22 protein-coding genes are annotated in these 26,645 nt (G+C 60.9%); 13 read left to right on the top strand and 9 right to left on the bottom strand.

The window, feature by feature from the left end:
* The first annotated feature begins 2 nt into the window (after window positions 1-2).
* From HBO19_RS14355 to cobA, 7 genes are all read left to right on the top strand, one after another.
* The gene (locus HBO19_RS14355; protein ID WP_038442299.1) at window positions 3-578 is read left to right on the top strand and encodes an ANTAR domain-containing protein; all 576 of its coding nucleotides are present in this window, start codon (window positions 3-5) and stop codon (window positions 576-578) included.
* Window positions 579-825: 247 nt separating this feature from the next.
* Window positions 826-2,037, top strand: a complete 1,212-nt coding sequence (locus HBO19_RS14350; RefSeq protein ID WP_169954236.1) for a nitrate/nitrite transporter — start codon at window positions 826-828, stop codon at window positions 2,035-2,037.
* Complete coding sequence (locus HBO19_RS14345; RefSeq protein WP_170057870.1) at window positions 2,037-3,704, top strand: bifunctional protein-serine/threonine kinase/phosphatase; 1,668 nt, start codon at window positions 2,037-2,039, stop codon at window positions 3,702-3,704. Before HBO19_RS14350 ends, HBO19_RS14345 begins: the two co-directional genes overlap by 1 nt.
* A gap of 368 nt (window positions 3,705-4,072) precedes the next feature.
* Window positions 4,073-6,526 carry a nitrite reductase large subunit NirB gene (gene nirB, locus HBO19_RS14340; RefSeq protein WP_170057732.1) on the top strand — a complete coding sequence of 818 codons (2,454 nt, stop codon included), beginning with the start codon at window positions 4,073-4,075 and terminating at the stop codon, window positions 6,524-6,526.
* Window positions 6,523-6,840, top strand: a complete 318-nt coding sequence (nirD, locus tag HBO19_RS14335; protein ID WP_169954238.1) for a nitrite reductase small subunit NirD — start codon at window positions 6,523-6,525, stop codon at window positions 6,838-6,840. The genes nirB and nirD overlap by 4 nt, the downstream gene beginning before the upstream one ends.
* Window positions 6,840-9,548 (top strand): nitrate reductase, encoded by a 2,709-nt coding sequence (locus HBO19_RS14330; protein WP_170057731.1) that lies wholly within the window; start codon window positions 6,840-6,842, stop codon window positions 9,546-9,548. Before nirD ends, HBO19_RS14330 begins: the two co-directional genes overlap by 1 nt.
* An 11-nt stretch (window positions 9,549-9,559) precedes the next feature.
* Window positions 9,560-10,297: a uroporphyrinogen-III C-methyltransferase gene (cobA, locus tag HBO19_RS14325; RefSeq protein ID WP_170057730.1), complete on the top strand. Its 738-nt coding sequence runs from the start codon at window positions 9,560-9,562 to the stop codon at window positions 10,295-10,297.
* Between the two features lie 60 nt (window positions 10,298-10,357).
* On the opposite strand, the gene HBO19_RS14320 is transcribed toward cobA, so the two are convergent.
* The 8 genes from HBO19_RS14320 to ppsA all read right to left on the bottom strand — a co-directional run bounded on the left by HBO19_RS14320 (window position 10,358) and on the right by ppsA (window position 18,487).
* Window positions 10,358-11,338, bottom strand: a complete 981-nt coding sequence (locus tag HBO19_RS14320; protein WP_169954241.1) for an OmpA family protein — start codon at window positions 11,336-11,338, stop codon at window positions 10,358-10,360.
* Between the two features lie 107 nt (window positions 11,339-11,445).
* A complete protein-coding gene (gene sigX / locus HBO19_RS14315) occupies window positions 11,446-12,036 on the bottom strand; it encodes an RNA polymerase sigma factor SigX (RefSeq protein ID WP_038442311.1) in 591 nt (196 codons plus the stop codon).
* 87 nt (window positions 12,037-12,123) lie between these two features.
* On the bottom strand, window positions 12,124-12,948 hold the full coding sequence (locus tag HBO19_RS14310; RefSeq protein WP_170057729.1) for a mechanosensitive ion channel domain-containing protein: 825 nt from the start codon (window positions 12,946-12,948) through the stop codon (window positions 12,124-12,126).
* A gap of 2 nt (window positions 12,949-12,950) precedes the next feature.
* Entirely contained in the window at window positions 12,951-13,196 is a 246-nt protein-coding gene (locus tag HBO19_RS14305) for a hypothetical protein (protein WP_038442312.1), read from the bottom strand.
* Between the two features lie 85 nt (window positions 13,197-13,281).
* Window positions 13,282-14,277, bottom strand: coding sequence for a zinc transporter ZntB (locus tag HBO19_RS14300; RefSeq protein ID WP_170057728.1), 996 nt, complete (start codon window positions 14,275-14,277; stop codon window positions 13,282-13,284).
* Window positions 14,278-14,301: 24 nt separating this feature from the next.
* On the bottom strand, window positions 14,302-14,793 hold the full coding sequence (gene rraA / locus HBO19_RS14295) for a ribonuclease E activity regulator RraA (RefSeq protein ID WP_170057727.1): 492 nt from the start codon (window positions 14,791-14,793) through the stop codon (window positions 14,302-14,304).
* Window positions 14,794-15,022: 229 nt separating this feature from the next.
* Window positions 15,023-16,012, bottom strand: a complete 990-nt coding sequence (locus HBO19_RS14290; RefSeq protein ID WP_170057726.1) for an alpha/beta fold hydrolase — start codon at window positions 16,010-16,012, stop codon at window positions 15,023-15,025.
* A gap of 99 nt (window positions 16,013-16,111) precedes the next feature.
* Window positions 16,112-18,487 carry a phosphoenolpyruvate synthase gene (gene ppsA / locus HBO19_RS14285; RefSeq protein WP_029298284.1) on the bottom strand — a complete coding sequence of 792 codons (2,376 nt, stop codon included), beginning with the start codon at window positions 18,485-18,487 and terminating at the stop codon, window positions 16,112-16,114.
* A 178-nt stretch (window positions 18,488-18,665) separates the two neighbouring features.
* Here ppsA and HBO19_RS14280 point away from each other — a divergent pair, with 178 nt between their 5' ends.
* Entirely contained in the window at window positions 18,666-19,484 is an 819-nt protein-coding gene (locus HBO19_RS14280; protein ID WP_076961191.1) for a pyruvate, water dikinase regulatory protein, read from the top strand.
* 97 nt (window positions 19,485-19,581) lie between these two features.
* Here HBO19_RS14280 and HBO19_RS14275 read toward each other — a convergent pair whose 3' ends face one another.
* Window positions 19,582-20,970, bottom strand: a complete 1,389-nt coding sequence (locus HBO19_RS14275; protein ID WP_275941745.1) for a PLP-dependent aminotransferase family protein — start codon at window positions 20,968-20,970, stop codon at window positions 19,582-19,584.
* A 196-nt stretch (window positions 20,971-21,166) separates the two neighbouring features.
* Here HBO19_RS14275 and HBO19_RS14270 point away from each other — a divergent pair, with 196 nt between their 5' ends.
* The 5 genes from HBO19_RS14270 to HBO19_RS14250 are packed head-to-tail and all read left to right on the top strand — an operon-like array spanning window position 21,167 to window position 26,633.
* Window positions 21,167-22,060, top strand: coding sequence for an EamA family transporter (locus tag HBO19_RS14270; RefSeq protein WP_169954285.1), 894 nt, complete (start codon window positions 21,167-21,169; stop codon window positions 22,058-22,060).
* A 26-nt stretch (window positions 22,061-22,086) separates the two neighbouring features.
* Window positions 22,087-23,946: a molybdopterin-synthase adenylyltransferase MoeB gene (gene moeB, locus HBO19_RS14265; RefSeq protein WP_170057725.1), complete on the top strand. Its 1,860-nt coding sequence runs from the start codon at window positions 22,087-22,089 to the stop codon at window positions 23,944-23,946.
* Window positions 23,947-23,971: 25 nt separating this feature from the next.
* Entirely contained in the window at window positions 23,972-24,886 is a 915-nt protein-coding gene (locus tag HBO19_RS14260) for a PLP-dependent cysteine synthase family protein (RefSeq protein ID WP_169954248.1), read from the top strand.
* A 23-nt stretch (window positions 24,887-24,909) separates the two neighbouring features.
* Entirely contained in the window at window positions 24,910-25,902 is a 993-nt protein-coding gene (locus tag HBO19_RS14255; RefSeq protein WP_170057724.1) for a serine O-acetyltransferase, read from the top strand.
* Window positions 25,903-25,904: 2 nt separating this feature from the next.
* Entirely contained in the window at window positions 25,905-26,633 is a 729-nt protein-coding gene (locus tag HBO19_RS14250; protein WP_169954250.1) for an alanyl-tRNA editing protein, read from the top strand.
* The last annotated feature ends 12 nt before the right edge of the window (window positions 26,634-26,645 follow it).

Raw genomic sequence — 26,645 nt, 5'->3', positions numbered from 1 at the left:
CCATGTTGCGAATCCTGCTGATCAATGACACCCCACGCAAAGTCGGGCGCCTCAAGAGCGCGCTGACCGAAGCCGGTTTTGAGGTAATCGACGAGTCCGGCCTGACCATCGACCTGCCGGCGCGCGTCGAAACGGTGCGCCCGGACGTAATTCTGATCGATACCGAATCACCCGGGCGCGATGTGATGGAGCAAGTGGTGCTGGTCAGCCGCGACCAGCCGCGGCCCATCGTGATGTTTACCGACGAACATGATCCCGGGGTAATGCGCCAGGCGATCAAGTCCGGGGTCAGCGCCTACATCGTCGAAGGCATCCAGGCCCAGCGCCTGCAACCGATCCTCGATGTCGCCATGGCGCGCTTCGAGAGCGACCAGGCCTTGCGCGCACAACTACTGGCCCGCGACCAGCAACTGGCGGAACGCAAGCGCATCGAGCTGGCCAAGGGCTTGCTGATGAAAATGAAGGACTGCAATGAGGAACAGGCCTACACCCTGATGCGCCGCCAGGCCATGAGCCGCCAGCAGAAGTTGATCCAGGTGGCGGAGCAGATTATTGCCATGAGTGAATTGCTAGGCTGAGCCACACAACCGCAATCGCCCAAGGTGGGAACGGGCCTGCCCGCGAGGGCAATGTCACGGTTGGCGCAAGACTTGCTAACTAAACACCACAGGTAGCCAACGGCGGTTGCCCCTCCACGACAAAGACGTCGCACATCCGGTTTGCCCAGGCGAACCCGGTGGCGGCGTTTTTTCGTTTGGATGGGGCGGCCTTCGCTGGCCGTTCCATCACCAGGCCTTCTACAAGATCCCCAATCTGAGGTGCGTGATGAAATCAAGCTTCTGGAAATCCGGGCACACCCCGACCTTGTTTGCCGCGTTCCTGTATTTCGACCTGAGTTTCATGGTCTGGTACCTATTGGGCCCGCTGGCGGTGCAGATCGCCGCCGACCTGCAACTGACCACCCAGCAACGCGGGCTGATGGTCGCCACGCCGATCCTGGCAGGGGCGATCCTGCGCTTCTTGATGGGTATGCTCGCGGACAAGCTGTCGCCCAAGACTGCCGGCCTGATCGGCCAGGTGATCGTGATTGTGGCGCTGTTCTGTGCCTGGAAACTGGGGATCCACAGTTATGAACAGGCGTTGCTGCTAGGGCTGTTCCTCGGCATGGCCGGGGCCTCGTTTGCCGTCGCCCTGCCGCTGGCCTCCCAGTGGTACCCCGCCGAACACCAGGGCAAGGCCATGGGCATCGCCGGTGCCGGCAACTCCGGCACGGTTTTCGCCGCGCTACTGGCACCGCTGATCGCCGCCGCATTTGGCTGGACCAACGTGTTCGGCTTTGCCCTGATCCCGCTGATCCTGACTTTGATCGTGTTCGCCTGGCTGGCACGCAATGCGCCTGAGCGACCCAAAGCCAAATCCATGGCCGACTATTTCAAGGCCCTGGGCGACCGCGACAGTTGGTGGTTCATGTTCTTCTACAGCGTGACCTTCGGTGGTTTCATCGGCCTGGCCAGCGCCCTGCCCGGCTACTTCAACGACCAATACGGCCTGAGCCCGGTCACCGCTGGTTACTACACCGCCGCCTGCGTGTTCGGCGGCAGCCTGATGCGGCCCCTGGGCGGCGCCCTGGCTGACCGTTTCGGCGGGATCCGCACCCTGCTGGGCATGTACGGCGTGGCGGCCGTGTGCATCGCCGCAGTGGGCTTCAACCTACCGAGTTCCTACGCGGCACTGGCACTTTTCGTGTGCACCATGCTCGGCCTGGGCGCCGGTAACGGTGCGGTATTCCAACTGGTGCCCCAGCGCTTTCGCCGCGAGATTGGCGTGATGACCGGGCTGATCGGCATGGCCGGCGGTATCGGCGGTTTCGCCCTGGCAGCGGGCATGGGCGCGATCAAGCAAAGCACCGGCAGCTACCAGTTGGCACTGTGGCTATTCGCCAGCCTGGGCGTGCTGGCGTGGTTCGGCCTGTATGGCGTGAAGCGCCGCTGGAGGACCACCTGGGGTTCGGCTGCCGTCACCGCCGCGCGGGTCTGATGAGCCTGCAACTGAGCGTGGCCCAGGCCAGCGCCATCGGGCCGCGCGCGGAAAACCAGGACGCCCTGCGCCTGGTCACGCCGGCTCCGGAACTGGCCGCCAGCAAAGGCTATCTGTGTGCTATCGCCGATGGCGTCAGCCAATGCGCCGACGGCGGCCTGGCCGCGCGCTCGACCGTGCAGGCCCTGGCCCTGGATTACTACGCCACGCCACAGACCTGGGGCGTGGCCCAGGCCCTGGAGCGGCTGTTGCTGGCACAGAATCGCTGGCTGCAGGCCAATGGCGGCGGCCAACCGTTGCTGACCACCCTTAGCGCCCTGGTGTTTCGCGGCCAGCGCTTTACCCTGGCCCATGTTGGTGATTGCCGGGTGTATCGCTGGTTTGACGGTGAGTTGCAGCGCATCACTCAAGAGCATGTCTGGGAGCAACCCGGCATGCAGCATGTGCTCAAGCGCGCCCTGGGCCTGGACCAGCATCTGGTGGTGGATTTTCTCGACGGTGAACTGCGCCAGGGCGAATGTTTCCTGCTGCTCAGCGATGGTGTGTGGGCGACCCTCGCCGACCACAGCATCCGCGCGATCCTGCGCGAACAGGCCGACCTGGACGTGGCGGTCAATACGCTGGTCAACGCCGCGCACCTGGCAGGTAGCCAGGACAACGCCAGTGCCCTGCTGGTGCGCATCGACCGGCTCGGCGCCGCGACCCTGGGTGATGCGCTGGTGCAGTTGCAACAGTGGCCATTGCCGCCACTGTTGAAGGCCGGGCAATCCTTCGAAGGCTGGCAGGTGGAATGCCTGCGGGCACACAGTCGCCAGTCGTTGCTGTACCGGGTGCGCGATGCCCAGCAGCAACCCTGGCTGCTCAAGACCCTGCCCCCTGACCACGATGATGACCACGATGCCGCCCAGGCCCTGCTCGCGGAGGAATGGTTTCTGCGCAGGGTGGCCGGGCGGGCATTTCCTGAAGTCCATCCGGGCGGCGGGCGTCAGCATTTGTACTACGTGATGCGTGAATACAGCGGGCAAACCCTGGCGCAGCTGTTCCAGCGGCAAGGCCCGTTGCCACTGGCGCAGTGGCAATCCATTGCCGAACGCTTGCTGCGGGCAGTGGGCATGCTGCATCGCCGGCAAATCCTGCACCGCGACATCAAGCCGGAAAACCTGCTGCTGGGCGACGACGGCGAACTGCGGGTGCTGGATTTTGGCCTGGCCTATTGCCCTGGGTTGTCCGAAGACCGCGCTCACCTGTTGCCGGGCACGCCCAGCTTTATCGCGCCCGAAGCCTTCAGCGGCGAACGTCCGACCCCGCAGCAGGATTTGTACAGCGCCGGTGTGAGCCTGTATTACCTGCTCACCGGGCATTATCCCTACGGTGAGATCGAAGCTTTCCAGCGGCCCCGGTTCAACACGCCGGTCAACGCCAGCCGCTACCGGCCGGACCTGCCCGATTGGTTGCAGCAAAGCCTGGAACGCTCGGTTGCCGCGCAAGCAGATCAGCGTTACGAAACCGCCGAGCAATGGCTGCTGGTACTGGAACAGGCCGACCGCCGCGAACTGAGCCTGCGCCCGCGGCCGCTGCTGGAACGCGAACCGCTGAAGGTCTGGCAAACCCTGGCGTTGGTGTCGCTGCTGATCAATCTGCTGTTGCTGTATCTGTTATCCCTGTAGGAGCCAGCTTGCCGGCGCAAAACCCACAATCACCGTATTCATCCAGGTACCTCGCGTTATCGTTAACGTCCTTCGCCGGCAAGCCGGCTCCTACAGGAGGTCGACGCGCCAGTTGTGGGCATCGCGCCTTTAAATGGTGCGAAACAGCCTTGTGGCAGCCGCCAGAACCTCAGTAAATCCGGCTTTTCACGACTTGGCACAACCGCTGCATTAGCTCCTGCAACACCCCCACATACAGCCCACCCTTCAACGACGAAGGTGGGGCTCTCCCGAGAGAACGGGACCAGGACAAAGGCGTCCTCGCTAGGCAACTAGCGGGACGCCTTTTTTGTTTGCGCGTGATTTGTCGAGCCACTGCGGAGAACGACATGAAGAAACTCAAACTGGTGATGATCGGCAACGGCATGGCCGGGGTTCGCACCCTTGAAGAACTGCTGAAACTGAGCACCGAGCTGTACGACATCACGGTGTTTGGTGCCGAGCCCCACACCAACTACAACCGCATCCTGCTCTCGCCGGTGCTGGCCGGCGAGCAGACGTTCGAAGAGATCGTGCTCAACGACCTGGACTGGTACCTGCAAAACAACATCAAGCTGCTGCTCAACCGCAAGGTGGTGCAGATTGACCGGGTCAAGCGCAAAGTCATCGCCGAAGACGGCACCGAGGCCGAGTACGATCGCCTGCTGATCGCCACCGGTTCGACCCCGTTTATCCTGCCGATCCCCGGCAACACCTTGCAGGGCGTGATTGGCTACCGCGACATCGCCGATACCCAGGCCATGATCGACACCGCCAAAACCCACAAGCACGCGGTGGTCATCGGTGGTGGCCTGCTGGGCCTGGAAGCGGCCAATGGCCTGATGCTGCGCGGCATGCACGTGACCGTGGTGCATATCGGCGAATGGCTGCTGGAACGCCAGCTGGACAAGACCAGCGGCCAGTTGCTGCAAACCGAACTGGAAAGCCGGGGCCTGGTGTTTCGCCTGTGCGAACAGACCCAGGCCCTGCATGACGCCGGCAATGGCCGCGTGGGCTCGGTGCAGTTCAAAAATGGCGAAGTGATTCCGGCCGACCTGGTGGTGATGGCCGCCGGTATCCGCCCCAACACCGAACTGGCGGAACGGTCTGGCATCCCGTGCAACCGTGGGATCCTGGTCAACGACACGCTGCAAACCTACGACCCGCGCATCTATGCCATCGGCGAGTGCGCCAGCCATCGTGGGATTGCCTACGGCCTGGTGGCACCGCTGTTCGAACAGGCCAAGGTGTGTGCCAACCATCTGGCGCAGTTGGGCTTCGCCACCTACAAAGGCTCGGTGACCTCGACCAAGCTCAAAGTCACCGGCATCGACCTGTTTTCTGCTGGCGACTTCATGGGCGGCGAAGGCACCGAGACCATCACCCTTTCCGACCCCATTGGCGGCGTCTATAAGAAGCTGGTGATCAAGGACGACATACTGGTCGGCGCCTGCCTGTACGGCGATACCGCCGACGGCGGTTGGTATTTCCGGCAGATCCGTGAGAACCATGGCATTGGCGAGATCCGCGACCACCTGATGTTCGGCGAAAACGCCTTGGGCGATGTAGGCCACCAAGGCCAGGACAAAGCCATGAGCATGGCCGACAGCGCCGAAGTCTGCGGCTGTAACGGGGTGTGCAAGGGCACCATCGTCAAGGCGATCCAGGAACAGGGCCTGTTCAGCGTCGATGAGGTAAAAAAACACACCAAGGCCGCCAGCTCCTGCGGCTCCTGCGCCGGGCTGGTGGAGCAGATCCTGATCAATACCGTGGGCGGCGCCGCCGACGTCAAGCCCAAAAGCGAAAAAGCCATCTGCGGTTGCAGCGACCTCAACCACGGGCAAATCCGCCAGGCCATCCGCGACCAGCACCTGCTGACCATCGCCGACACCATGGGCTACCTCAACTGGCGCACGCCCAACGGCTGCGCCACCTGCCGCCCGGCCTTGAACTACTACCTGATCTCCACCTGGCCAGGCGAAGCCAGGGACGACCCGCAATCGCGCCTGATCAACGAACGGGCCCACGCCAATATTCAGAAAGACGGCACCTACTCGGTAGTCCCACGGATGTGGGGCGGTGTGACCAATCCTGCCGAGCTGCGGCGGATTGCCGATGTGGCCGACAAGTACAACGTGCCAATGGTCAAGGTCACTGGCGGCCAGCGCATCGACTTGCTGGGCATCAAGAAACAGGACCTGCCCGGGGTCTGGAAAGACCTCGATATGCCGTCCGGGCATGCCTACGGCAAATCCATCCGCACCGTGAAGACCTGTGTCGGCAGCGAGTTCTGCCGTTTCGGCACGCAGAACTCCACGCAACTGGGCATTGAGCTTGAGCATGACCTGTTCAATATGTGGTCGCCCCACAAGGTCAAGCTGGCGGTCTCCGGGTGCCCGCGCAACTGCTCGGAAGCCGGGATCAAGGACGTGGGAATAATCGGCGTCGACTCGGGGTGGGAGATGTATATCGGTGGCAATGGCGGGATCAAGACCGAGGTCGCGGAATTTTTCGTCAAGCTCAAGACCGCCGAGGAAGTGCGTGAGTACAACGGCGCTTTCCTACAGCTGTACCGCGAAGAAGCCTTCTACCTGGAGCGCACCGTGCATTACCTGCAACGGGTCGGCATGGACCACATCAAGAAGGCCGTGCTGGAAGACCCGGCGCGGCGCCAGGCCCTCAATGAGCGCCTGCAATTTTCCCTGTCGTTTGAACAGGACCCGTGGAAAGAGCGCCTGGAGCAGCCATTGCTGAAAAAGGAATTCGACACCATCGCCGTCAAACAGCTGGAGGTAGTGCTATGAACTGGCTGGATATCTGCGCCCTCGAAGAAATCAACGCCCTGGGCTCGCGCATCATCAGCGGCCCGAAAGGGGAAATCGCGATTTTTCGTACCAGTGACGACGAGGTTTTCGCCCTCGACGACCGCTGCCCGCACAAGGGCGGCCCACTGTCCCAGGGGCTGATCTATGGCAAACGCGTGGCCTGCCCGCTGCACAACTGGCAGATCGACCTGGCATCCGGCGAAGCCCAGGCCCCGGATATCGGCTGCGCCCACCATCACCACGCCCGGGTGGAAAACGGCCGGGTGATGCTGGCCCTGCGGGACGCCGGTTGATGAACCGCCAGGTCACCGCATCGACCTGCTGCTACTGCGGGGTCGGCTGCGGCGTGCTGATCGAACATGATGGCACGCAGATCCTCGGGGTCAGCGGCGATCCGGCGCACCCGGCCAACTTCGGCAAACTGTGCAGCAAGGGGTCCACCCTGCACCTGACCGGCGACCGGTCGGCGCGGGCGCTGTACCCGGAACTGCGCCTGGGCAAGGGCCTGGCCCGCAGCCGCACCGACTGGGACACGGCCCTGGAACACGCGGCCAATGTGTTCGCCGATACCATCACCGAGCATGGCCCCGACAGCGTGGCGTTCTATATCTCCGGGCAACTGTTGACCGAGGACTACTACAGTTTCAACAAACTCGCACGGGCCCTGGTGGGCACCAACAATATCGACAGCAATTCCAGGCTGTGCATGTCCTCGGCGGTGGTCGGCTACAAGCGCAGCCTGGGTGCCGATGCGCCACCGTGCAGCTATGAGGATCTGGAGGCCAGCGATTGCGTGATGATCGTCGGCAGTAACATGGCCTACGCCCACCCGGTACTGTTTCGCCGGCTGGAAGAAGCCAAGGCGCGCCGACCGGACATGAAGGTGCTGGTCATCGATCCCCGACGCACCGACACCTGCGACCTGGCGGATATGCACCTGGCGATCCTGCCGGGGACTGATGTGGCGTTGTTCCATGGGATTTTGCATCTGTTGCTGTGGGAAGACTGGATCGACCGCGACTTTATCCAGGCCCATACCGAGGGTTTGGTCGAGCTGAAACGGCTGGTGCATGACTACACGCCGCAGATGGTCACGCAATTGTGCGGGATCAGCGTCGAACAACTGCGCCAGTGTGCTGAGTGGGTCGGCACCTCGCCGAGTTTCCTGTCTTTGTGGTGCATGGGGTTGAACCAGTCCACTGCCGGCAGCGCGAAAAACAGTGCACTGATCAACCTGCACCTGGCCACCGGCACCCTTGGCCGCCCAGGTTGCGGGCCCTTTTCCCTGACCGGCCAACCGAATGCCATGGGTGGCCGGGAAACCGGCAGCCTGTCGAACCTGCTACCGGGCCATCGCGACGCCGGCAACGCCGAGCACCGCGCCCAAGTCGCCGCTTATTGGGGGGTTGAGCAACTGCCATCCAGCACCGGCTTGACCGCCATCGAACTGTTCGAGCAGGTGCAGGCCGGCAAGATCAAGGCATTGTGGATCGCCTGTACCAACCCGGCGCAATCAATGCCGGACCAGAACAGCGTGCGCCTGGCCTTGGCCGCGTGCCCGTTCGTGGTATTGCAAGAGGCCTTTCGCACTACCGAAACCGCGACCTTTGCCGACCTGTTGCTGCCGGCTGCCAGTTGGGGCGAGAAGGACGGCACGGTGACCAATTCCGAGCGGCGCATTTCCCACGTCCGCCAGGCCATCACCCCACCGGGCGAAGCGCGACCGGACTGGGCAATCACCGTGGATTTCGCCCAGCGCCTGGAACGCCGCTTGCGCCCGCAGAAAACCGGCCTGTTCACCTTCGAAAACCCGGCGCAGGTGTTTGATGAATACAAACAGCTGACTCGTGGCCAAGACCTGGACCTGTCAGGCCTCAGCCACGCGCTGCTCGACCGGATCGGCCCGCAGCAATGGCCGTTTCCCGCAGAGGCCCAGGCCGGCACGGCACGCTTGTACACCGACGGTATCTTCCCAACCGCCAATGGGCGGGCGCGGTTTGTCGCCGACCCTTATCGCGCCGCCAAGGAGCAGCGTGATGCGCGCTTTCCCCTGACCCTGATCACCGGCCGCCTGCGTGACCAATGGCACGGCATGAGCCGTACCGGCACGGCGGCGCAACTCTTCGGGCACGTCAGCGAAGCGTTGCTCAGCCTGCATCCGGACGAATTGCGTCGGCATCGTTTCAAGGAAGGCGACCTGGTCAACCTCAAGAGCCGTCGTGGCAATGTGATCGTGGCGGTGAGCAGTGATGACAGCGTGCGCCCCGGCCAGGCGTTCCTGCCGATGCATTGGGGCGATCGCTTCCTCAAGGGCGGCGTCAACGCCCTGACCCAGCCGGCGTTCGATCCACTGTCGAAACAACCGGAACTCAAGCACAGCGGCGTGCGCCTGGAAGCCGTGCAATTGCCCTGGCACTTGTTCGCGCTGATCGAGGGCGATGTGCAGCAACACTTCGAAGCCTTGCGCCCCCTGTGCGAGGGTTTTGCCTATGTCAGCCTGAGCCTGGCCGGGCGCGAACGGCCTGCCCTGCTGGTACGCGCGGCACATAGCGAGGCGCCGGACCTGCAACTGCTCAAGGCCATCGACCAACTGCTGGGCCTTAATGACGGCCCGGTCATGGCCTATGACGACCCGCGGCGCTCTATCGGCAAACGGGTAAAAATCGAGAAAGGCCGGATTACCGCGATCCGTCTGGCCGGCGAAACCCTCGCCCGTCACTGGCTGCAAAGCCTGTGGCTGGAAGGTCGGGCCGACGAGCAATTGCGCCGTTGGCTGCTGGCACCGCTGAGTGCGCCACCTGGTGGTGAAATGACCAGCAACAGAACCCTCTGCAACTGCAAGAACGTCAGTGAAAGCGCGATATGCGCCGGCATCGGCCGTGGTTTGGATCTGGATGGGCTGAAACAAGCGTTGGGCTGCGGTACGCAATGTGGCTCCTGCGTGCCCGAAATCAAACGGCTATTGGCGAGCACCTCGCAGCCAATCGCTATCAGTGTGTGAGGGCAATACCTATGAACGCAAAAGTCTGGCTGGTGGGCGCAGGCCCAGGTGATCCGGAGTTGTTGACCCTCAAGGCGGTACGGGCCCTGCACGAGGCCGATGTGGTACTGATTGATGACTTGGTCAACCCTGCAGTACTTGAGCATTGCCCCGGTACGCGGGTGATAACCGTCGGCAAGCGCGGGGGATGTCGTTCTACGCCCCAGGATTTCATTCACCGCTTGATGCTGCGTTATGCACGCCAGGGCAAATGTGTGGTGCGCCTGAAAGGCGGCGATCCGTGCATTTTTGGGCGCGGCGGCGAAGAGGCGAGTTGGCTGAGGGATCGAGGGGTGAGCGTGGAGTTGGTCAATGGCATCACGGCGGGGCTGGCGGGTGCCACAAACTGCGATATACCGCTGACGTTGCGGGGAATCAGTCGCGGCGTAACGCTTGTCACCGCCCATACCCAGGACGACAGCCGCCTCAATTGGCGGGCATTGGCCGAGGGTGGCACGACACTGGTGGTGTACATGGGTGTGGCGAAGCTTTCAGAGATTGCCCGGCACTTGCTCGAAGGGGGCATGGCCCCTGATATGCCGGTGGCGATGATCGAGAACGCCTCGCTGCCCCAGCAGCGTGAGTGCCGCAGCGCCCTGGCGCACATGCAGGAGGATGCCAAGGCGTTTGCCTTGAAGAGCCCGGCGATCCTGGTGATCGGAGCGGTAGCTGGCAACGTGGTAGAGGTCGCCTTGCAGGCCAGCGCCTGAGGCAAATGGCAGGCGAAAAAAAGCCCGGCCTAAGCCGGGCTTTTTTCTACCACTCAGTAATTACTGAGCTTGAGCTTCAACCGACGCTTCTACACGACGGTTAACAGCACGACCAGCTTCAGTTGCGTTGTCAGCAACTGGGCGGGATTCGCCGTAACCTACCGCGGTGATGCGGTTGGCTTCAACGCCATCATTGGCCAGGACTTTCTTAACAGCGTCAGCACGACGCTGGGACAGCTTCTGGTTGTAGGCGTCTGGACCGACGGAGTCAGTGTGACCAGCAACTTCTACGTTGGTAGCTGGGTACTGCTTCATGAAGTCGGCCAGGTTTTTCACGTCGCCGTAGCTGTTAGGCTTAACAACGGCCTTGTCGAAGTCGAACTTCACGTCCAGCTCAACACGAACAACCTGAGCAACCGGAGCTTCTGGCTCTGGAACTGGCTCTGGAGCTGGTGCTGGGGTAGGAGCTGGAGCAACTGCGCCAGCGTTACCGCCGAAGTTTACGCCCAGGCCGACCAGTGCGGAGTAGTCCCACTTGCCGTTGTCCAGACCGTAGTCAGCTTCAACACCGGCACGAGCGTACAGGTTGTTGGTGAAGTAGTACTTAACGCCGGTACCAACGGTAGCGAAAGTAGTCTGATCGCGACCAGTGTGGCCATCAGCACGTACGTTGCCACGGCTCTGGTGACCGAAACCACCTTCTACGTATGGACGCAGGGAGTCGACGCCAGCTTGACCGAAGTGGTACTGAGCAACGAGGCTGCCGGTATCACCTTTGATCTTCTGGTTGCCAGTACCGTCAGTCGAACGGGTGTGGTTGGTCTTGTCGTAGGACAGGTTCAAGGACAGGTCGTCGGTCAGGAAGTAACCGATGCGAGCGCCAGGATTGAAGCCGTCTTCGATGTGCTTGACGCTATCGTTGTACTGCTTCTTGTAGAACAGCTCGCCTTCAACTGCGCCTTGGCCTTGTGCCAGAACGCCGAAAGAAGTAGCGGCAATAAGAGAACCAATGGCCAAGCCCAAGGTGTTTTTCAGTTTCATCCGTTAAATCCCCATCTGGTGATTGTAAAGCAGTCCCACATACCGGGGGACAACTCGGCGACAAGTCTAACAGAACTTGCCTACACGTAAGAGATATTTGCACCGAACTAAGTTTCAGTACTGTCCGCAAATTTCTCACGCAATTTATCAAGAGCACGTTTGTAACGCATTTTTGTAGCACTCAAACCCATATGCATAATGTCAGCAATTTCCTGAAATTCCAGTTCTGCGACAAATCGTAGCACCAGAATTTCCCGGTCAATTGGATTCACATGCACCAACCAGCGATCAAGCCCGCCCTTCTCCTCGGGTGCCGGCGTCTTTTCTTCAGACGCCTCCTCAAGGGGGTCCAGGCTCAATGCGTCCATCAAGCGACGCTTTCGCCGTTCCTTACGATACTGCGTGATGCACTCGTTGTACGTGATGCTGTAGAGCCAGGTTTTGAACTTCGATTTACCCTCGAAGTTCTTCAGGCCATACAACACCTTGAGCATCACTTCCTGACAGACATCATCCGCATCACGATCGTTCCCTAAATATCTTGAACAAACGTTGAACAGAGTGCGTTGATACCTGCGCATCAATTCTTCGTACGCGCGTGTTACGTGAAACAGCTCCGTGTGCGAGCGCGCGACCAACTCCTCATCAGAGAGCTCACGGGGGTCATAGCGCGTGGACAGCGTTTGGGCTTTATTCAAAACAAGTCGTGCCGACAGTCAGGTCAATGTCCGCCACAGCCTGGATACCCAGGTTTGCGGCGGCGTACATTAGCAGGGTTTACCGGGTTAGCGGCTATTGACCTGCTGTTCCAGCAGAACCCGATTGGACAGCGACACTAGTTCGCCATCATCGGTCAGCACCGTGGTTTTCACCGTACCGATCTCTTCAATCTGCCCTTCGACCTCGCCAACACGCACGTGTTGCCCAACCTGATACAACTCACGCACATAGATTCCCGCAAGAATCTGACCGGCAATTCCCCGGCTTCCCAACCCCATGGCCAGTGCAACGGCCAGACCAACGGTAATCAAAGCGATCACGATCACATGGTTGAGCAGGTCAGTCTTGACCTCCAACTGGCTGATCGCCACCGAAATACTGATGATGATTACCAGCCCCTGGGCGATTCGCCCCAGGCCGCTGGCATAGTCCAGGCCCACTCCTTCGGCAGCGCCGCGTACCAGCCCATTGGCCAGTTGCGCCAGCAAAACCCCCACCAGCAACACCAACGCGCCGCCGAATACCTTCGGCAAATACAGCGCCAGCATGTCGAGCGTAGCTGAAACTCGCTCAAGTCCAAGTGATTGCGCCGCAGAAACCAGAAAAATCAGCAAAACAAACCAATAGACGATCTTGCCGATCAGTGTCGAGATCGGCACTTGCAGCCCGGCACGCCCCAGCAGCTTGGTCAATCCGGTGCCGGCCATCAGGCGATCGAGGCCCAGCTTGGCGAGCAATTTTGAGAGCAGGGTGTCGAGCAACTTGGCCACGACAAAACCCAGCAGCACCAACACCAGCGCACCAAACAGGTTGGGAATGAAATTCGCCACCTTGGTCCACAACGCAGTCATTGCAGTGACCAGACTCTGCGTCCAGAGATCAAGTTCCATATTCAATCAGCCTTATCAGCAGTGCGAGCAATAGGTTTACGACGAGAAACAGGTGATACGTGGGCCGAACCATTGTTCAGGGCCATCATCAATGCCGGCACCCAGCGGCCGAGCAGACCAAACAGATCGCCCGCACCTACCTGGCGGTTGGCAGTTTTCAGTACGCGGCCCAGGCAAGCGTCGTCGTCACGGTTGGACGGCGAAGCATTAAGCATGTCACGCAGAGACTGTTCAAACGGATCGTGCATAGGGACCTCTCGCAAGTGAGTTAAAAGACGAGGGCAAAATTCGTCGGGTCACATGACCTCTCCCGCCGTTCAGGTCACGTTCAGGTCAAACCCAGCGTAAACGTCGAAACAACCACCACTGCCCAAGGGCCACCGAGACCATCAACAGGCACGCTAGCGCGAAACCATATGGGCTCTCGGAGAACGGAATTCCGCCCACGTTGATCCCCAGCAACCCTGTCAGAAAACTCATCGGCAAAAAGATCCCGGTGATGATCCCGAAGCGGTACATGGTGCGGTTCATGCGCACGCTCAAACGCCGATCCTCGGCCTCCAGCACCAGCCCCACGCGCTCCCGGCTCAGTTCCAGCTCTTCCAGGTAACGGGTCAGGCTGTTATTCAATTCATTCCAATAGTCAGCATCGTCATCGGCAAACCATGGCAGTTTTATGCGTGTCAGTTGCGCGAAAATATCGCGCTGCGGCGCCAAAAAACGCTTGAGCGCGGCGGCACGCCGACGGATCTGCAGGACACTGCCATGCTCCGGGGTATACCGTTCGTCGGTATCGAGTTTTTCTTCTTCGATATCGACGATTTCAGACAGGTCACTGACCAGATCCTGCACTTTATGGGTCAGGTACTGCGCCATGTAGAGGATCAGCTCGGAAGCAGTCCCGGGGCCTTTACCATCCGCCAACTGCACCAGCAACTCGTCGGTGGCGCGCAATGGCCGCAGACGCAGGGAGATGACCCGGTCAGCCGAAGCAAAGATACGCACCGACACCATATCTTCCGGCTCGGCTCCTGGGTTGAGGTTGATCCCGCGCAGAAACAGCAGCAATTCGTCGTCCGGCAACGGCAGCAGACGCGGGCGGGTGTTCTCCTCCAGCAGCAGGTCACAGGCAAACTCGCTCAGGCCACTGGATTTGCGCAACCAGGTCTGGGTCTGGGGATGACTGCGATCCCAATGCAGCCACAGGCTTTCCTGAGGCTGCAGTTGCAGCTCGTCAAGCTCAGTCCGGGCAATTGAACGCGCACCGCCTTTACCGTCCAGCACCAGGGCATGCACCAGCCCCCACTGCGCGTTTTCTTCCTCGAACATCCTCACCCCTGTCGGCTGCTGCGGTTATTCAGGCATTTTCAAAGGGCTTGGCGAAACAATCACGCCATTATTATCGGCATAGACATATTCGCCTGGACGCAATGTCACGCCGGCAAAGGTCACGGCCCCGCCCACGTCACCCACACCCTGACGATGACTCTTTTTAGGGTGGCTGGCCAGGGCCTGCACGCCCAGGTCGGTCTGCGCCAGTACGTCAACGTCACGCACACAACCGTAGATCACCAAGCCCTCCCAACCATTCTTTGCGGCTCGATCAGCGATCATGTCGCCCAGCAAGGCGCAACGCAGCGAACCACCACCGTCGACCACCAGCACTTTGCCAGTGCCGTCCAGCTCGGCCTGTTCCTTGACCCGGGAGTTGTCCTCAAAACACTTGACGGTCACGATCTGCCCACCGAAGGAGTCCCGGCCCCCAAAGTTGGCGAACATCGGCTCCAGCACCTGCACCAGGTCCGGGTAGGCGTCACACAGGTCGGGGGTAACGTAATGGTTCATCGAGAAACTCCTGTCGGTGAAAGAAGGTGTCGAACATCCACAGCCACATCAAGAAAACGCATCGCAACGGGCATTCTTTAAGACCTGCCGCTGCAAGGGCGACAATGATCAGACCCACCAGACTGTAACGCAATAGCCACTGCGCGACTGAATATGACCAAAATAGCTCGGTGCGTCATATCTTAGCCGTAAGCCACTTCAAGCGAAACGCCCTCTTTAGAGCCTTTTCTCAGACAGTCGCAGGCACCTGCACCTGTGCACCCACCGGAGGTGTCAGGGGATCTTTCAGCCAGCGCTGCACCAGTGGCCATACTTCGGCCTGCGCCGCTTTGCTGACCAGCATCTCGACATGCCCGAAATCACCGCTGAACCCATGCTTGCGTCCCAGGCACAGATAGTGGCGATGCTCGCTGCCCACCTGCTCAAACAGCTTGCGGCAGGCCCAGTCCGGATCCTGATGATCGCCAGCGGCGCTCACGGCCAGTAGCGGCACATCGACCTCGGCCAGGCCTTTCCACCAGTCGCGCTCGGCATCGCCGAAACGCCCGAACAAGCCGTGCCAGCGCATGCTTTCCAGGGCCAGACCGATAGGCTCGTCTTCCGGACCACGCTTGAGGCGCGAGCCGGAGAGCTGGGCAAAGCGCTTGAGGATCAAGCGTCCACCCCACTCCACCGGCGGAATCTTCAACGGCCAGTAAGTGCGGCTGACCTGGCAGCCAAACAACGCCACCGACGCCACCGCCGGCGCGCCCAGATAGTGGCCGCCCAAGGCTGCCGCCAGAGTCGTGCCACCCAATGAATGGCCGATCCAGTGCGGGATCTGCGCACTTTGCTCACGCACAAAGGCGGCAATGGCTGGCAAATCGTAACGAGCATAGTCGGCGACACGATTCTTGGCGTAGTCCTGGTTGCGCCGGGAAAGCCCGTGGCCGCGCATTTCCGGGATCCATACATCAAAGCCCTGGCGCGCCAGGTACGCCCCCAGGCCGATACCTTTGGGCGAATACCAGAAGCGCCGGTTGGAAAAGCTGCCATGCACCAGCACCACCGGTATGCCACGGCTTTGCGCGACATCGGCCAGGCCCAGGCGTGTCACCGCCAGCTCTACGGTGCTGTCGGGGCTGTTGCCAGGCTTGAGGCGATAGACATCTTCACTCAGGTCGCCACGACGCTCAGCGCTGATCAAGGCGACGGGAAACAGGTTGCTGCTGCTTTGCATAATGTTCTTGCACAAAAAAGGGCGGCGTCCGGTAGGAGTTCCGCCCTGTACAGAATGAGAAATGCCGGCCAGCCGCACTGGCTGGCCGGCAAATGGCAATTACGCCGAGGCTTGACCTTCAGCCAGGAAGAACCAGGTTTCCAGCACGGAATCGGGGTTCAGCGAGACGCTTTCGATGCCCTGTTCCATCAGCCATTTGGCCAGGTCCGGGTGATCGGAAGGGCCTTGGCCGCAGATGCCGATGTACTTGCCGGCCTTGTTACAGGCCTGGATGGCGTTGGCCAGCAGCTTCTTGACCGCAGGGTTACGCTCGTCAAACAGGTGCGCGATGATCCCGGAGTCACGGTCCAGGCCCAGGGTCAACTGGGTCAGGTCGTTGGAACCGATGGAGAATCCATCGAAGAACTCCAGGAACTCTTCGGCGAGGATGGCGTTGGACGGCAGCTCGCACATCATGATCACGCGCAGGCCGTTTTCGCCGCGGGTCAGACCGTTCTCGGCCAGCAGGTCAACGACCTGGCTCGCTTCGCCCAGGGTACGCACGAAGGGCACCATGATCTCGACGTTGGTCAGGCCCATCTCGTTGCGCACACGCTTGAGGGCGCGGCACTCAAGCTCAAAGCAGTCACGGAATGCTTCGCTGATGTAACGCGAGGCGCCACGGAAGCCCAGCATCGGGTTTTCTTCTTCCGGCTCGTAGAGCTTGCCGCCGATCAGGTTCGCGTATTCGTTGGACTTGAAGTCGGACAGGCGCACGATGACTTTCTTCGGCCAGAAGGCCGCCGCCAGGGTGCTGATGCCTTCCACCAGCTTCTCGACGTAGAAGCCCACCGGGTCGTTGTAGCCGGCGATGCGCTTGTCGACGCTGTCCTTGATTTCCACCGGCAGGCCGTCGTAGTTCAACAGGGCCTTGGGGTGCACGCCGATCATGCGGTTGATGATGAACTCCAGGCGGGCCAGGCCCACACCGGCGTTCGGCAACTGCGCAAAGTCGAAGGCGCGGTCGGGGTTGCCGACGTTCATCATGATCTTGAACGGCAGGTCCGGCATGGCGTCGATGGAATTTTGCTTGATATCGAAGCCCAGCTCACCTTCAAAGATGAAGCCGGTATCGCCTTCGGCGCAGGACACGGTGACGCCCTGGCCATCCTTGAGCAGTTGGGTGGCGTTGCCACAACCCACCACTGCCGGGATCCCCAGCTCACGGGCGATGATCGCCGCGTGGCAGGTACGCCCGCCACGGTTGGTGACGATGGCGCTGGCGCGCTTCATCACGGGTTCCCAGTCCGGGTCGGTCATGTCGGAGACCAGCACGTCACCTGGCTGGACCTTGTCCATCTCGGACACGTCCTTGATGATCCGCACCTTGCCCGCGCCGATGCGCTGGCCGATGGCACGGCCCTCTACCAGCACGGTGCCGGTTTCTTTCAACAGGTAGCGTTCCATGACATTGGCCGAGGTGCGGCTCTTCACGGTTTCCGGACGGGCCTGGACGATGTACAGCTTGCCGTCGTCGCCGTCCTTGGCCCATTCGATGTCCATCGGGCACTTGTAGTGCTTCTCGATGATCATCGCCTGCTTGGCCAATTCGCTGACTTCGGCATCGCTGAGGCAAAAGCGCGCACGCTCGGCCTTGTCGACATCAACGGTTTTCACCGAGCGACCGGCCTTGGCCTCGTCGCCGTAGATCATCTTGATGGCCTTGCTGCCCAGGTTGCGGCGCAGGATCGCCGGGCGACCGGCCTCAAGGGTGTGCTTGTGCACGTAGAACTCGTCCGGGTTGACCGCGCCTTGTACGACGGTTTCGCCCAGGCCGTAGGCGCCGGTGATGAACACCACGTCACGGAAGCCCGATTCGGTATCCAGGGTGAACATCACGCCGGCAGTACCGGTTTCCGAACGCACCATGCGCTGTACGCCGGCAGACAACGCTACCAACTTGTGGTCGAAACCCTGGTGTACACGGTAGGAAATGGCGCGGTCGTTGAACAGCGAGGCAAATACTTCCTTGGCTGCCCGGATAACGTTTTCCACGCCACGGATATTCAGGAAGGTTTCCTGTTGGCCGGCGAACGAGGCGTCGGGCAAGTCTTCGGCGGTGGCCGAGGAGCGCACGGCGACGGCCATGTCCGGGTTGCCGGCCGACAAGGTGGCGAAGGCTGTGCGGATTTCGGCGTTGAGCTTCTCGGGGAACTCGGCTTCCATGATCCACTGGCGGATCTGTGCGCCGGTCTTGGCCAGGGCATTGACGTCATCGACGTCCAGCGCGTCCAGGGCAGCGTGGATCTGGTCGTTGAGGCCGCTCAGTTCGAGGAAATCGCGGTATGCCTGGGCCGTGGTGGCGAAACCACCGGGCACCGAGACACCAGCGCCCGCAAGATTACTGATCATCTCGCCGAGGGATGCGTTCTTGCCCCCCACATGCTCTACATCATGGACGCCGAGCTTATCGAGGGAAACTACGTACTCTACCAAGGTGATCTCTCCACTAACTGTGTTGGAAAAGCTCAGGGCGCCGGCGGCTCAGTAGGAGCATTTACCGGCGTTTGTGGCCTGGACCTGGAAAATAAGTGAGAATGCGGCCCACTGTGGGACGGCAAAATCGCGCCTATCATATCCAAGATTCGTCATCAGCTTAAGGCCCAAGGCTCAAATGAAACGATCTGCTTTCTTTATCTCCGATGGCACCGGCATTACCGCCGAAACCCTGGGTCAGAGCCTGCTGGCGCAGTTCGAAAGCATTACCTTTGCCAAATTTACCCGGCCTTATATCGATAACGTGGATAAAGCGCGGGCCATGGTACAACAAATCAATCTGGCCGCCGAAAAAGACGGTGTGCGCCCGATCATTTTCGACACCATCGTCAATCAGGACATCCGTGAGATCCTCGCGACCTCCAATGGTTTCATGATCGACATCTTCTCGACCTTCCTCGCGCCCCTGGAACAGGAGTTGAGCGAACACTCCTCGTACTCCGTGGGCAAGTCCCATTCCATTGGCCACAACTCCAACTATATGGAGCGGATCGAGGCGGTGAACTTCGCCCTGGACAACGACGATGGCGCCCGCACCCATTACTACGACAAGGCCGACCTGATCCTGGTCGGCGTATCGCGCTGCGGCAAGACCCCGACCTGCCTGTATATGGCCATGCAATTCGGTATCCGCGCGGCCAACTACCCGCTGACCGAGGACGACATGGAGCGCCTGCAACTGCCGGCGGTGCTGCGCACCCATCAGCACAAGCTGTTCGGCCTGACCATCGACCCGGACCGCCTGACAGCGATCCGTAATGAACGCAAGCCCAACAGCCGCTATTCGAGCTATGCCCAGTGCGAGTTCGAGGTGCGGGAAGTGGAAAATCTATTCCGTCGGGAGAACATTGCGCACATCAATTCCACGCATTTTTCGGTGGAAGAGATTTCGGCGAAGATCCTTGTGGAAAAGGGCGTCGAGCGGCGCTTCAAGTAATTTGCATTGCTTGAGCCAGCTCCCACATTTGATCGGGTTCACACGTCAAATGCGGGAGCTGCGGTGCGACTTGCCTGCGATCAACGATAACCCAGCCTCACAGATGAAACCGGTCCCCACCCTGCCCCAGCGCCGTGGCCAGCGCATCAAACCCTGCCCTTAGCAGCTGATCATCCCCAGACGTATTGCAGATACTCGCCCGAATAAACTGCGGCACGGCCGTCTGCCCCACGGCGAAGGCCTCGGCCGTCGCGATCAGGTAATTGTTCTGCTTGAGCTCAGCCTCGATTTCCGACGCACGCCATGGCTCCGGGACTTCAATCCAGAAGTGCGGGCTATTGGGGTGCGTCCGGTATTCCAGGCCGCTCAGCAGGTCCTCGACCAACGCCTTGCGCCGGCTGATTTCGTGGATCTGCTGACGCAACAGATGCGCTGCCGTGCCGTTTTCAATCCACTGCGTGGCCAGTTCCAGGGTCACAGGGGTGGCCATCCAACAGGTTGAGCGCAGCGCTGCGGAAATACGGCTGACCAACGCCGGCGGCGCATGCACATACCCCACGCGCAAGCCCGCCGATACCGCCTTGCTCAGGCTGCTGATCAGAATCGTGCGCTCCGGGGCAAAATGACTCAGGGGCGGCGGGCGATCCTCCACCAACACACCATGGGCCTCGTCCTCCAGGATCAGCAGGTTGTGCTCACGGCAGACCCTGACCAGCGCCTCGCGACGGGCAACCGACAAGACCGCCGTCGTCGGATTCTGGATAGTCGGCGTGCAGTACAGGGCAGAAACCCGGTGATTACGACACACCTCCTCCAGGGCCGTCGGCAGCACACCCTCCTCGTCCATTTCCAGGCCGATCAGGCGGATGCCAAGCATCCGTGCGGCAGTGATCAGACCGGGATAGGTCAACTGCTCGGTGACGACCGTATCGCCCGCGCGCACCAACGCCATCAACGCGCACAACAAACCATGCTGGCCGCCGTTGACACAGATGACCTGCTCGGGAATCGGATGAAAATCACGCTGCACCAACCATTGCGCGCCCGCCGCGCGGTAGCGGGGCAAGCCGGCGTCCGGGGTGTAGGCACTGATGTCCTGCAGGAACTTGGCATTGGTGGCCAGGGTTTCAAAGCTCTGGGCCAGGAACGTGGTCTCCTGCCCCGGGATGTGCATATTGCGGCTCATATCGAAGTACTGGCGCGGTTCCTCGCTGACGTTGCGAAAGCCTTCGTCGCGCTGGCGCTCCATCCCACGCTTGCGCACGAATGTGCCGTCGCCCACCCGCGCCACCACCAGGCCCAGGCGTTCCAGTTCGCCGTAGGCGCGGCTGATCGTGCCGATGGTCACCCCCAGGTTGTCGGAAAGCACCCGATGAGGCGGCAGTTTGCGCCCTGGTTCGATCAAGCCCTCGAGGATGCCCCGCTCCATCACATCAGACAGGCGTTTGTACTTCACGCCCTGCCCACTGGACAGTCCCTCCCGCATAATTGACACCATGTCAATATTTGTTTTGACAGCCATCATTCGCCCTAATAGTGTGCTTTTACGGGTTCAATCACCGGGTGAAACCTCTAATTACAAGTCCAATATAGAGTTCAATTCCGGCTCAGGGAAGCAATAAACGATGCCAATGTCCGCCGTTCTCGAAAATTCCGAAAAAACCAAATCCCCCAAACAATGGCTGGCTGGCCTGATCACCAGTGTGATGTTCCTGATTGTCTGCCTGAGCTGGGGCACCACCTGGCTGGGGATCAAGATCGCCGTGGAAAGCGTGCCGCCCCTGACGTCGGCGGGCCTGCGCTTTTTGATCGCCTTCCCGCTGTTCCTGTGTTTTGCCTTCCTGCGTCGCGAGCCGATCCTGTTTCCACGGGAAAGCCGCTGGTTCTTTGTGTTCGTGACCCTTTGCTATTTCAGCGTGCCCTACTACCTGCTCAACTATGGCGAGATGCACGTCTCGTCCGGCCTCACCGCCCTGCTGTTCAGTTGCATGCCGGTGTTCATCCTGATCTTCTCCGCGCTGTTCCTGCGCGAGCGCATCTACTTTTCCCAGGTCGTGGGGATCGGCATCGGTTTCGCCAGCCTGTACATGATCATCAAGAGCCAGGGGCTGCACCTTGACCATGCCGAGTTCTTCGGCGTCCTGGCCATTCTGAGCGCCGCGATCATGCATGCCTTGTGCTATGTCATTACCAAGCAAAAAGGCAGCGCCATCAGCGTGATCACCTACAACACGCTGCCCATCGGGATTGCCGGGCTGATGCTGTTCGTCGCCGGGCTGTGGTTTGAATCCCCGACCTTCGAGGCCATTACCCTGCGTTCCTGGAGCGCCCTGTTCTACCTGGGCCTGGTGGCCTCGGTCGGTGGGTTTATCGTGTACTTCATGCTGCTCAAGCGCCTGAGCCCGATCATCCTGTCATTCGTCTTCATTATTTTCCCGGTGTTCGCCGTGATCATCGGCGCCTGGTACGAAGGCCTGGAACTGTCCCGGGACCTGATGCTGTATTCGGCGATCCTGCTGGTCGGCTTTGCCATCACCAAGTTGCCGATCGAAAAGCTGCTGGCAAAACCCAATTGACCCTTTCCCCACCACGCGAGAGAAACATGGACGTCCTCCGCCAAACCGCCCTGGCACAGATCTACGCCCACGCCAGCAGCACCTACCCCGAAGAGTGCTGCGGCTTTGTCTTCGCCGACGGCAGTGTGTACCTGGGCAGCAATATCCAGAACGAGTTACACCGCAAGAACCCCGAGGCCTACCCCCGCAGCGCGGCCAACGGCTACACCTTCTCGGTGACCGACACGCTGCTGATGAACAAGGCCTTTCGCACGGATAACCCGGTGGTGGTGATCTACCACTCCCACCCGGATGTCGGTGCCTATTTCAGCGACGAGGATCAGGGCAAGGCCCTCTACATGGGGGAACCGATCTACCCCGTCAGCTACCTGGTGGTGGATGTTCGCCAGGGCAAGGCCCTTGGGTCGAAGCTGTTTGCCTGGGATGGCACGCACTTCGCCCTCAACCCCTTCAACGACCTGCAAACGGAGTTGTACATGAACGCTGTCTCTTTCCCCGACATCCTGGCCCGTGTGGCCAAGTTGCCAGAATCGACCCTCGAGGGTGCCGGATCGACATTGCGCGAAGTCATTGAAGGCCTCTGTGCCCGCTACCCGCATCTGCGGGCGCACCTGTTCCACGAGAACAACGGCCGGCTAAAGGAACACTTCCTGTTCACGACCGGGAAAGAACTGATCGATCCCGACGAGCCGCTGCCCGAAAAAGCAAAAATCGAAGTGCTGCTCGCCACCTCCGGCGGCATGGACATCGAGTCCCTGAGCAACGAGGAAGTGCAGCGCTATGTGCGCCATATCACCCTGCCCGGCGTCGGCCGCGAAGGGCAACTGAACCTGAAGAAAGCCAAGGTGCTGATCATCGGTACCGGTGGCCTGGGCTCGCCCATCAGCCTGTACCTGGCCGCAGCCGGCATCGGCACCCTGGGGCTGGTGGACTTCGATGTGGTGGAAAGCAGCAACCTGCAACGCCAGGTCGTGCACGGCAACAGCACCCTGGGCCTGCCCAAGGTCGAATCCGCCAAGCGCCGGCTGCAGGACCTCAACGCCCATATCCGAATCAACACCTACGACACCGCGCTGAATGCCGACAACGCCCTGGAACTGGTCGGCGCCTACGACCTGGTGATCGATGGTACTGACAACTTCGAGACCCGCTACCAGGTCAATGATGCCTGCGTACAGTTGGGCAAGCCGTTGGTGTACGGCGCGATCTACCGCTTCGACGGCCAGATCAGCGTGTTCAACTATCAAGGCGGGCCCTGCTACCGCTGCCTGTACCCCCACGCGCCACCCGCGGAACTGGCGCCCAATTGCAGCGCCGGTGGGGTGATCGGTGTATTGCCCGGTGTGGTCGGGATGATCCAGGCCACCGAGGCGATCAAGCTGTTGATCGGCCTCGGCGAATCCTTGTCCGGCCGGTTGATGCGCTTTGATGCCCTGGCCATGAAATTCAGTGAACTGCGTTTCAAGCGCCGCGCCGACTGCCCGTGCTGTTCCGACTTGCGTGAAGAACACCAACCCGCCGCCGTGTGTGCCGATACCCTCCGCGGCCCCCAGGGCCTGGCAGAAGAGCACTACATCAAGCCCCAGGTGCTCAAGCAACTGCTGGAGCAGCGCCGCAGCGCCGATATCCTGCTGGATGTACGCGACGCCAGCGAGCTGGAGGTCTGCCAACTGCCCGGCGTGGTGCACATCCCCCTGGCCCAGCTCGACGAGCAACTCGATACCCTCAGCCGTGACAACACCCATTACCTGATCTGCTATGCCGGCAGCCGCGCCGAGCAAGCCGCCAGTACGTTGCTGGCCGCAGGCTTTGCCAACACCCGGGTGCTGCAAGGCGGCATGAAACACTGGGTACGCGACGTCGAACCCGACATGCCGTTGTACTGACCACAGGCCTTGGGGTACTTATCCGATGCTGCATAACTCCATACTCGACGCCATTGGCCAAACGCCTATCGTGCGCCTGGAACAATTCTCCGAAGACCTCGGCATCGAGGTCTTCGCCAAGCTTGAATCCCTGAACCCGGGCGGTAGCCACAAGGCACGGATTGCCCTGGGAATGATCCTCGACGCCGAGCGCCGGGGCATCCTGATTCGCGATTCGGGGCAAACCATCATCGAACCCAGCGGCGGCAACACGGGCATCGGCCTGGTGATGGCCGGCAACGTGCTGGGCTACAAAGTGGTGCTGGTGATTCCCGACAACTACAGCCCCGAAAAGCAAAAGCTGCTGCGCCTGTATGGCGCCAAGGTGGTGCTGTCCGATAGCCGCCTGGGCAATAACTCCCATGGCGAAAAGTGCATGGAGTTGCAGCTGGAAAACCCCAGCTTCGTCATGCTCAACCAACAGCGCAACGGCGCCAACCCCCAGACCCACCGCGACACCACCGCCCCGGAAATCATCCGTGCCTTTGGCGAGCGCCAGGTCGACTATTTCGTCAGCGGGATAGGCACCGGGGGCCACATCACCGGGATCGGTGAAATCCTCAAGGCCACCTGGCCGCAGATCCGCGTGATGGGCGTGGAGCCCGAGGAGTGCGACCTGCTAAGTGATAGCCATGCGCCGCATCATATCCAGGGCCTGTCCATCGGCCTGATCCCGAGCATTCTCAACCTGAACGTGCTGGACGGCATGCTCAAGGTCTCGCGCCTCGATTGCCTGGAAATGATGAAACGCATCATGCGTACCGATGCCATCAGCCTGGGGCTGTCGTCGGCCGCCAATATGGTGGCCATCGCCAAGCTCGCACCGGAACTGCCCACCGACACCGTCGTCCTGACCATGGTGTACGACAGCGCCGACAGTTATCTGCCCTGCTTCGAATAACGACAATTACGGGGGTGCCTTCCATGGGAGGCTTTATCGACATGCAACAGCTGCACGATGAGCTGCTGACCCACCTCATCAAGACCCTGTCGCCGGCGCAGATGGCACAGTTGCAGCCACACCTGGCGGCGTTGATCCAGCCCGCCGCGCAGGAGGTGGCCGAGGACTTGATCGCCTATGCCTGGCGCGATCCGGCGTCCAGGGGCCGCGGCGAACTGATCCTGGAGTCCTACGCCTCATTCAAGGCCGTGCTGTATTACCGGCTGGCGCATCGGGTATGGAATCTACCCGACCAGGCCCACGGCCAGTTCTGTGCGATCGCGCTGACGTTGAGCAACCAGGGCAAGATCCTGTCCGGCGCCGAAATCCACCCCGCCGCCCGCATTGGCCGGCGCTTCGTCCTGGATCATGGCTTTGGCACGGTGGTCGGCGAGACCTGCGAGATCGGCAATGACTGCTACATCCTGTGTGGCGTGACCCTGGGCGCCCGGGGCATCGCCAACAACCCGGACGGCAAGCGTCACCCACGCCTGGGCAACAACGTGGAAGTCGGCGCGGGCGCGAGGGTGCTCGGGTATGTGCTGATTGGCGACAACGTGTTTATCAGCCCCTCCTGTGTCATCACCCAGGACGTGCCCGCGGGCACCAAGGTCAAGGTGGTCAACCAGATCCAGTTGCAGAAAAACGACGAAGCTGACGCCAGCAATTACCTCGGGGCATTTGCCCTCGACGAGCGCCTGCACGTGGTCGGCGAAGTCAACATCAGCTACCGGGTCACGGTGCTGGATGCCGACTTCCACCCACTGTCAGGCCTGGTGCTGGAACCCACGGTCAAGGAGCGTCATCACCTGCAGTTTCGCCTGCGCACGCTGCAGGCCCCCACCTACCCCCCGCGCCTGCCGCTGAACCTGAAGGTGTGCGGACCGAGGTTCGAGGTCACCCTGCTCTCCCCACCCGGGCTGAGCGCAATGGTGCGGCGCCTGCTGCAAACCAGCCCACTGATCGTTGGAGGATGAACATGTCCGTACACACCATGGAAACCTTGGCGCTGTTCGACAGCGCGCCTTACCAGAACGCCTTCAGCGCCCGGGTAATCGCCGTCAGCGAACAGGGCGTGGCCCTCGAACACACGCTGTTCTACCCCACCGGCGGTGGGCAACCCGGCGATACCGGTTACTTCACCCTGCCGGACGGCAGCCGGGTCAATGTGACCGGCACCGTACGCGACCCGGTCCTGCGCTCGATCATCTGGCACCAAGTGGAACACTGCCCCGAGTCATTGCGTGCGGGGGTACAGGTAGATGCCGGCCTGAACTGGGAGCGTCGCTACCAACACATGAAAATGCACACCTGCCTGCATCTGTTGTGCTCGATCATCGACGCACCGGTAACCGGTTGCAGCATCAGCGCCGACAAGGGCCGCCTGGACTTCGACCTGCCGGAAATGACCCTCGACAAGGAAAGCATCACCCGCGACCTCAATGCCTTGATCGAGCAGGCCCATGGGGTCAAGTCGCTGTCGATGCCGGCCTCCGAATATTCCACCCTGCTGCAAATCACCCGCACCCAGGCCGTCGCGCCTCCGGTGATCCAGGGCGCGGTACGGGTGATAGAAATTGCCGACATCGATATCCAGCCGTGTGGCGGCACCCATGTGGTCAACACCGAGGAAATCGGTCGGGTGTTCTGCGAAAAAATCGAGAAGAAGAGCAAGCACAACCGACGGGTGATCCTGCGGTTCGAGTGAATCGGCAAGCAG

The organism is Pseudomonas sp. WS 5021 (genome assembly GCF_012985535.1).
GTDB lineage: Bacteria > Pseudomonadota > Gammaproteobacteria > Pseudomonadales > Pseudomonadaceae > Aquipseudomonas.
Note: the sequence above shows the minus strand (reverse complement) of the source record. Positions and strands in the feature narration are given on the sequence as shown.

Coding starts and splice junctions, on each gene's coding strand:
- HBO19_RS14355 (WP_038442299.1), top strand. CDS start 3: ATGTTGCGAATCCTGCTGATCAATGACACCCCACGCAAAGTCGGGCGC.
- HBO19_RS14350 (WP_169954236.1), top strand. CDS start 826: ATGAAATCAAGCTTCTGGAAATCCGGGCACACCCCGACCTTGTTTGCC.
- HBO19_RS14345 (WP_170057870.1), top strand. CDS start 2,037: ATGAGCCTGCAACTGAGCGTGGCCCAGGCCAGCGCCATCGGGCCGCGC.
- nirB (WP_170057732.1), top strand. CDS start 4,073: ATGAAGAAACTCAAACTGGTGATGATCGGCAACGGCATGGCCGGGGTT.
- nirD (WP_169954238.1), top strand. CDS start 6,523: ATGAACTGGCTGGATATCTGCGCCCTCGAAGAAATCAACGCCCTGGGC.
- HBO19_RS14330 (WP_170057731.1), top strand. CDS start 6,840: ATGAACCGCCAGGTCACCGCATCGACCTGCTGCTACTGCGGGGTCGGC.
- cobA (WP_170057730.1), top strand. CDS start 9,560: ATGAACGCAAAAGTCTGGCTGGTGGGCGCAGGCCCAGGTGATCCGGAG.
- HBO19_RS14320 (WP_169954241.1), bottom strand. CDS start 11,338: ATGAAACTGAAAAACACCTTGGGCTTGGCCATTGGTTCTCTTATTGCC.
- HBO19_RS14310 (WP_170057729.1), bottom strand. CDS start 12,948: ATGGAACTTGATCTCTGGACGCAGAGTCTGGTCACTGCAATGACTGCG.
- HBO19_RS14305 (WP_038442312.1), bottom strand. CDS start 13,196: ATGCACGATCCGTTTGAACAGTCTCTGCGTGACATGCTTAATGCTTCG.
- HBO19_RS14300 (WP_170057728.1), bottom strand. CDS start 14,277: ATGTTCGAGGAAGAAAACGCGCAGTGGGGGCTGGTGCATGCCCTGGTG.
- rraA (WP_170057727.1), bottom strand. CDS start 14,793: ATGAACCATTACGTTACCCCCGACCTGTGTGACGCCTACCCGGACCTG.
- HBO19_RS14290 (WP_170057726.1), bottom strand. CDS start 16,012: ATGCAAAGCAGCAGCAACCTGTTTCCCGTCGCCTTGATCAGCGCTGAG.
- HBO19_RS14280 (WP_076961191.1), top strand. CDS start 18,666: ATGAAACGATCTGCTTTCTTTATCTCCGATGGCACCGGCATTACCGCC.
- HBO19_RS14275 (WP_275941745.1), bottom strand. CDS start 20,970: ATGCGGGAGGGACTGTCCAGTGGGCAGGGCGTGAAGTACAAACGCCTG.
- moeB (WP_170057725.1), top strand. CDS start 22,087: ATGGACGTCCTCCGCCAAACCGCCCTGGCACAGATCTACGCCCACGCC.
- HBO19_RS14260 (WP_169954248.1), top strand. CDS start 23,972: ATGCTGCATAACTCCATACTCGACGCCATTGGCCAAACGCCTATCGTG.
- HBO19_RS14255 (WP_170057724.1), top strand. CDS start 24,910: ATGGGAGGCTTTATCGACATGCAACAGCTGCACGATGAGCTGCTGACC.
- HBO19_RS14250 (WP_169954250.1), top strand. CDS start 25,905: ATGTCCGTACACACCATGGAAACCTTGGCGCTGTTCGACAGCGCGCCT.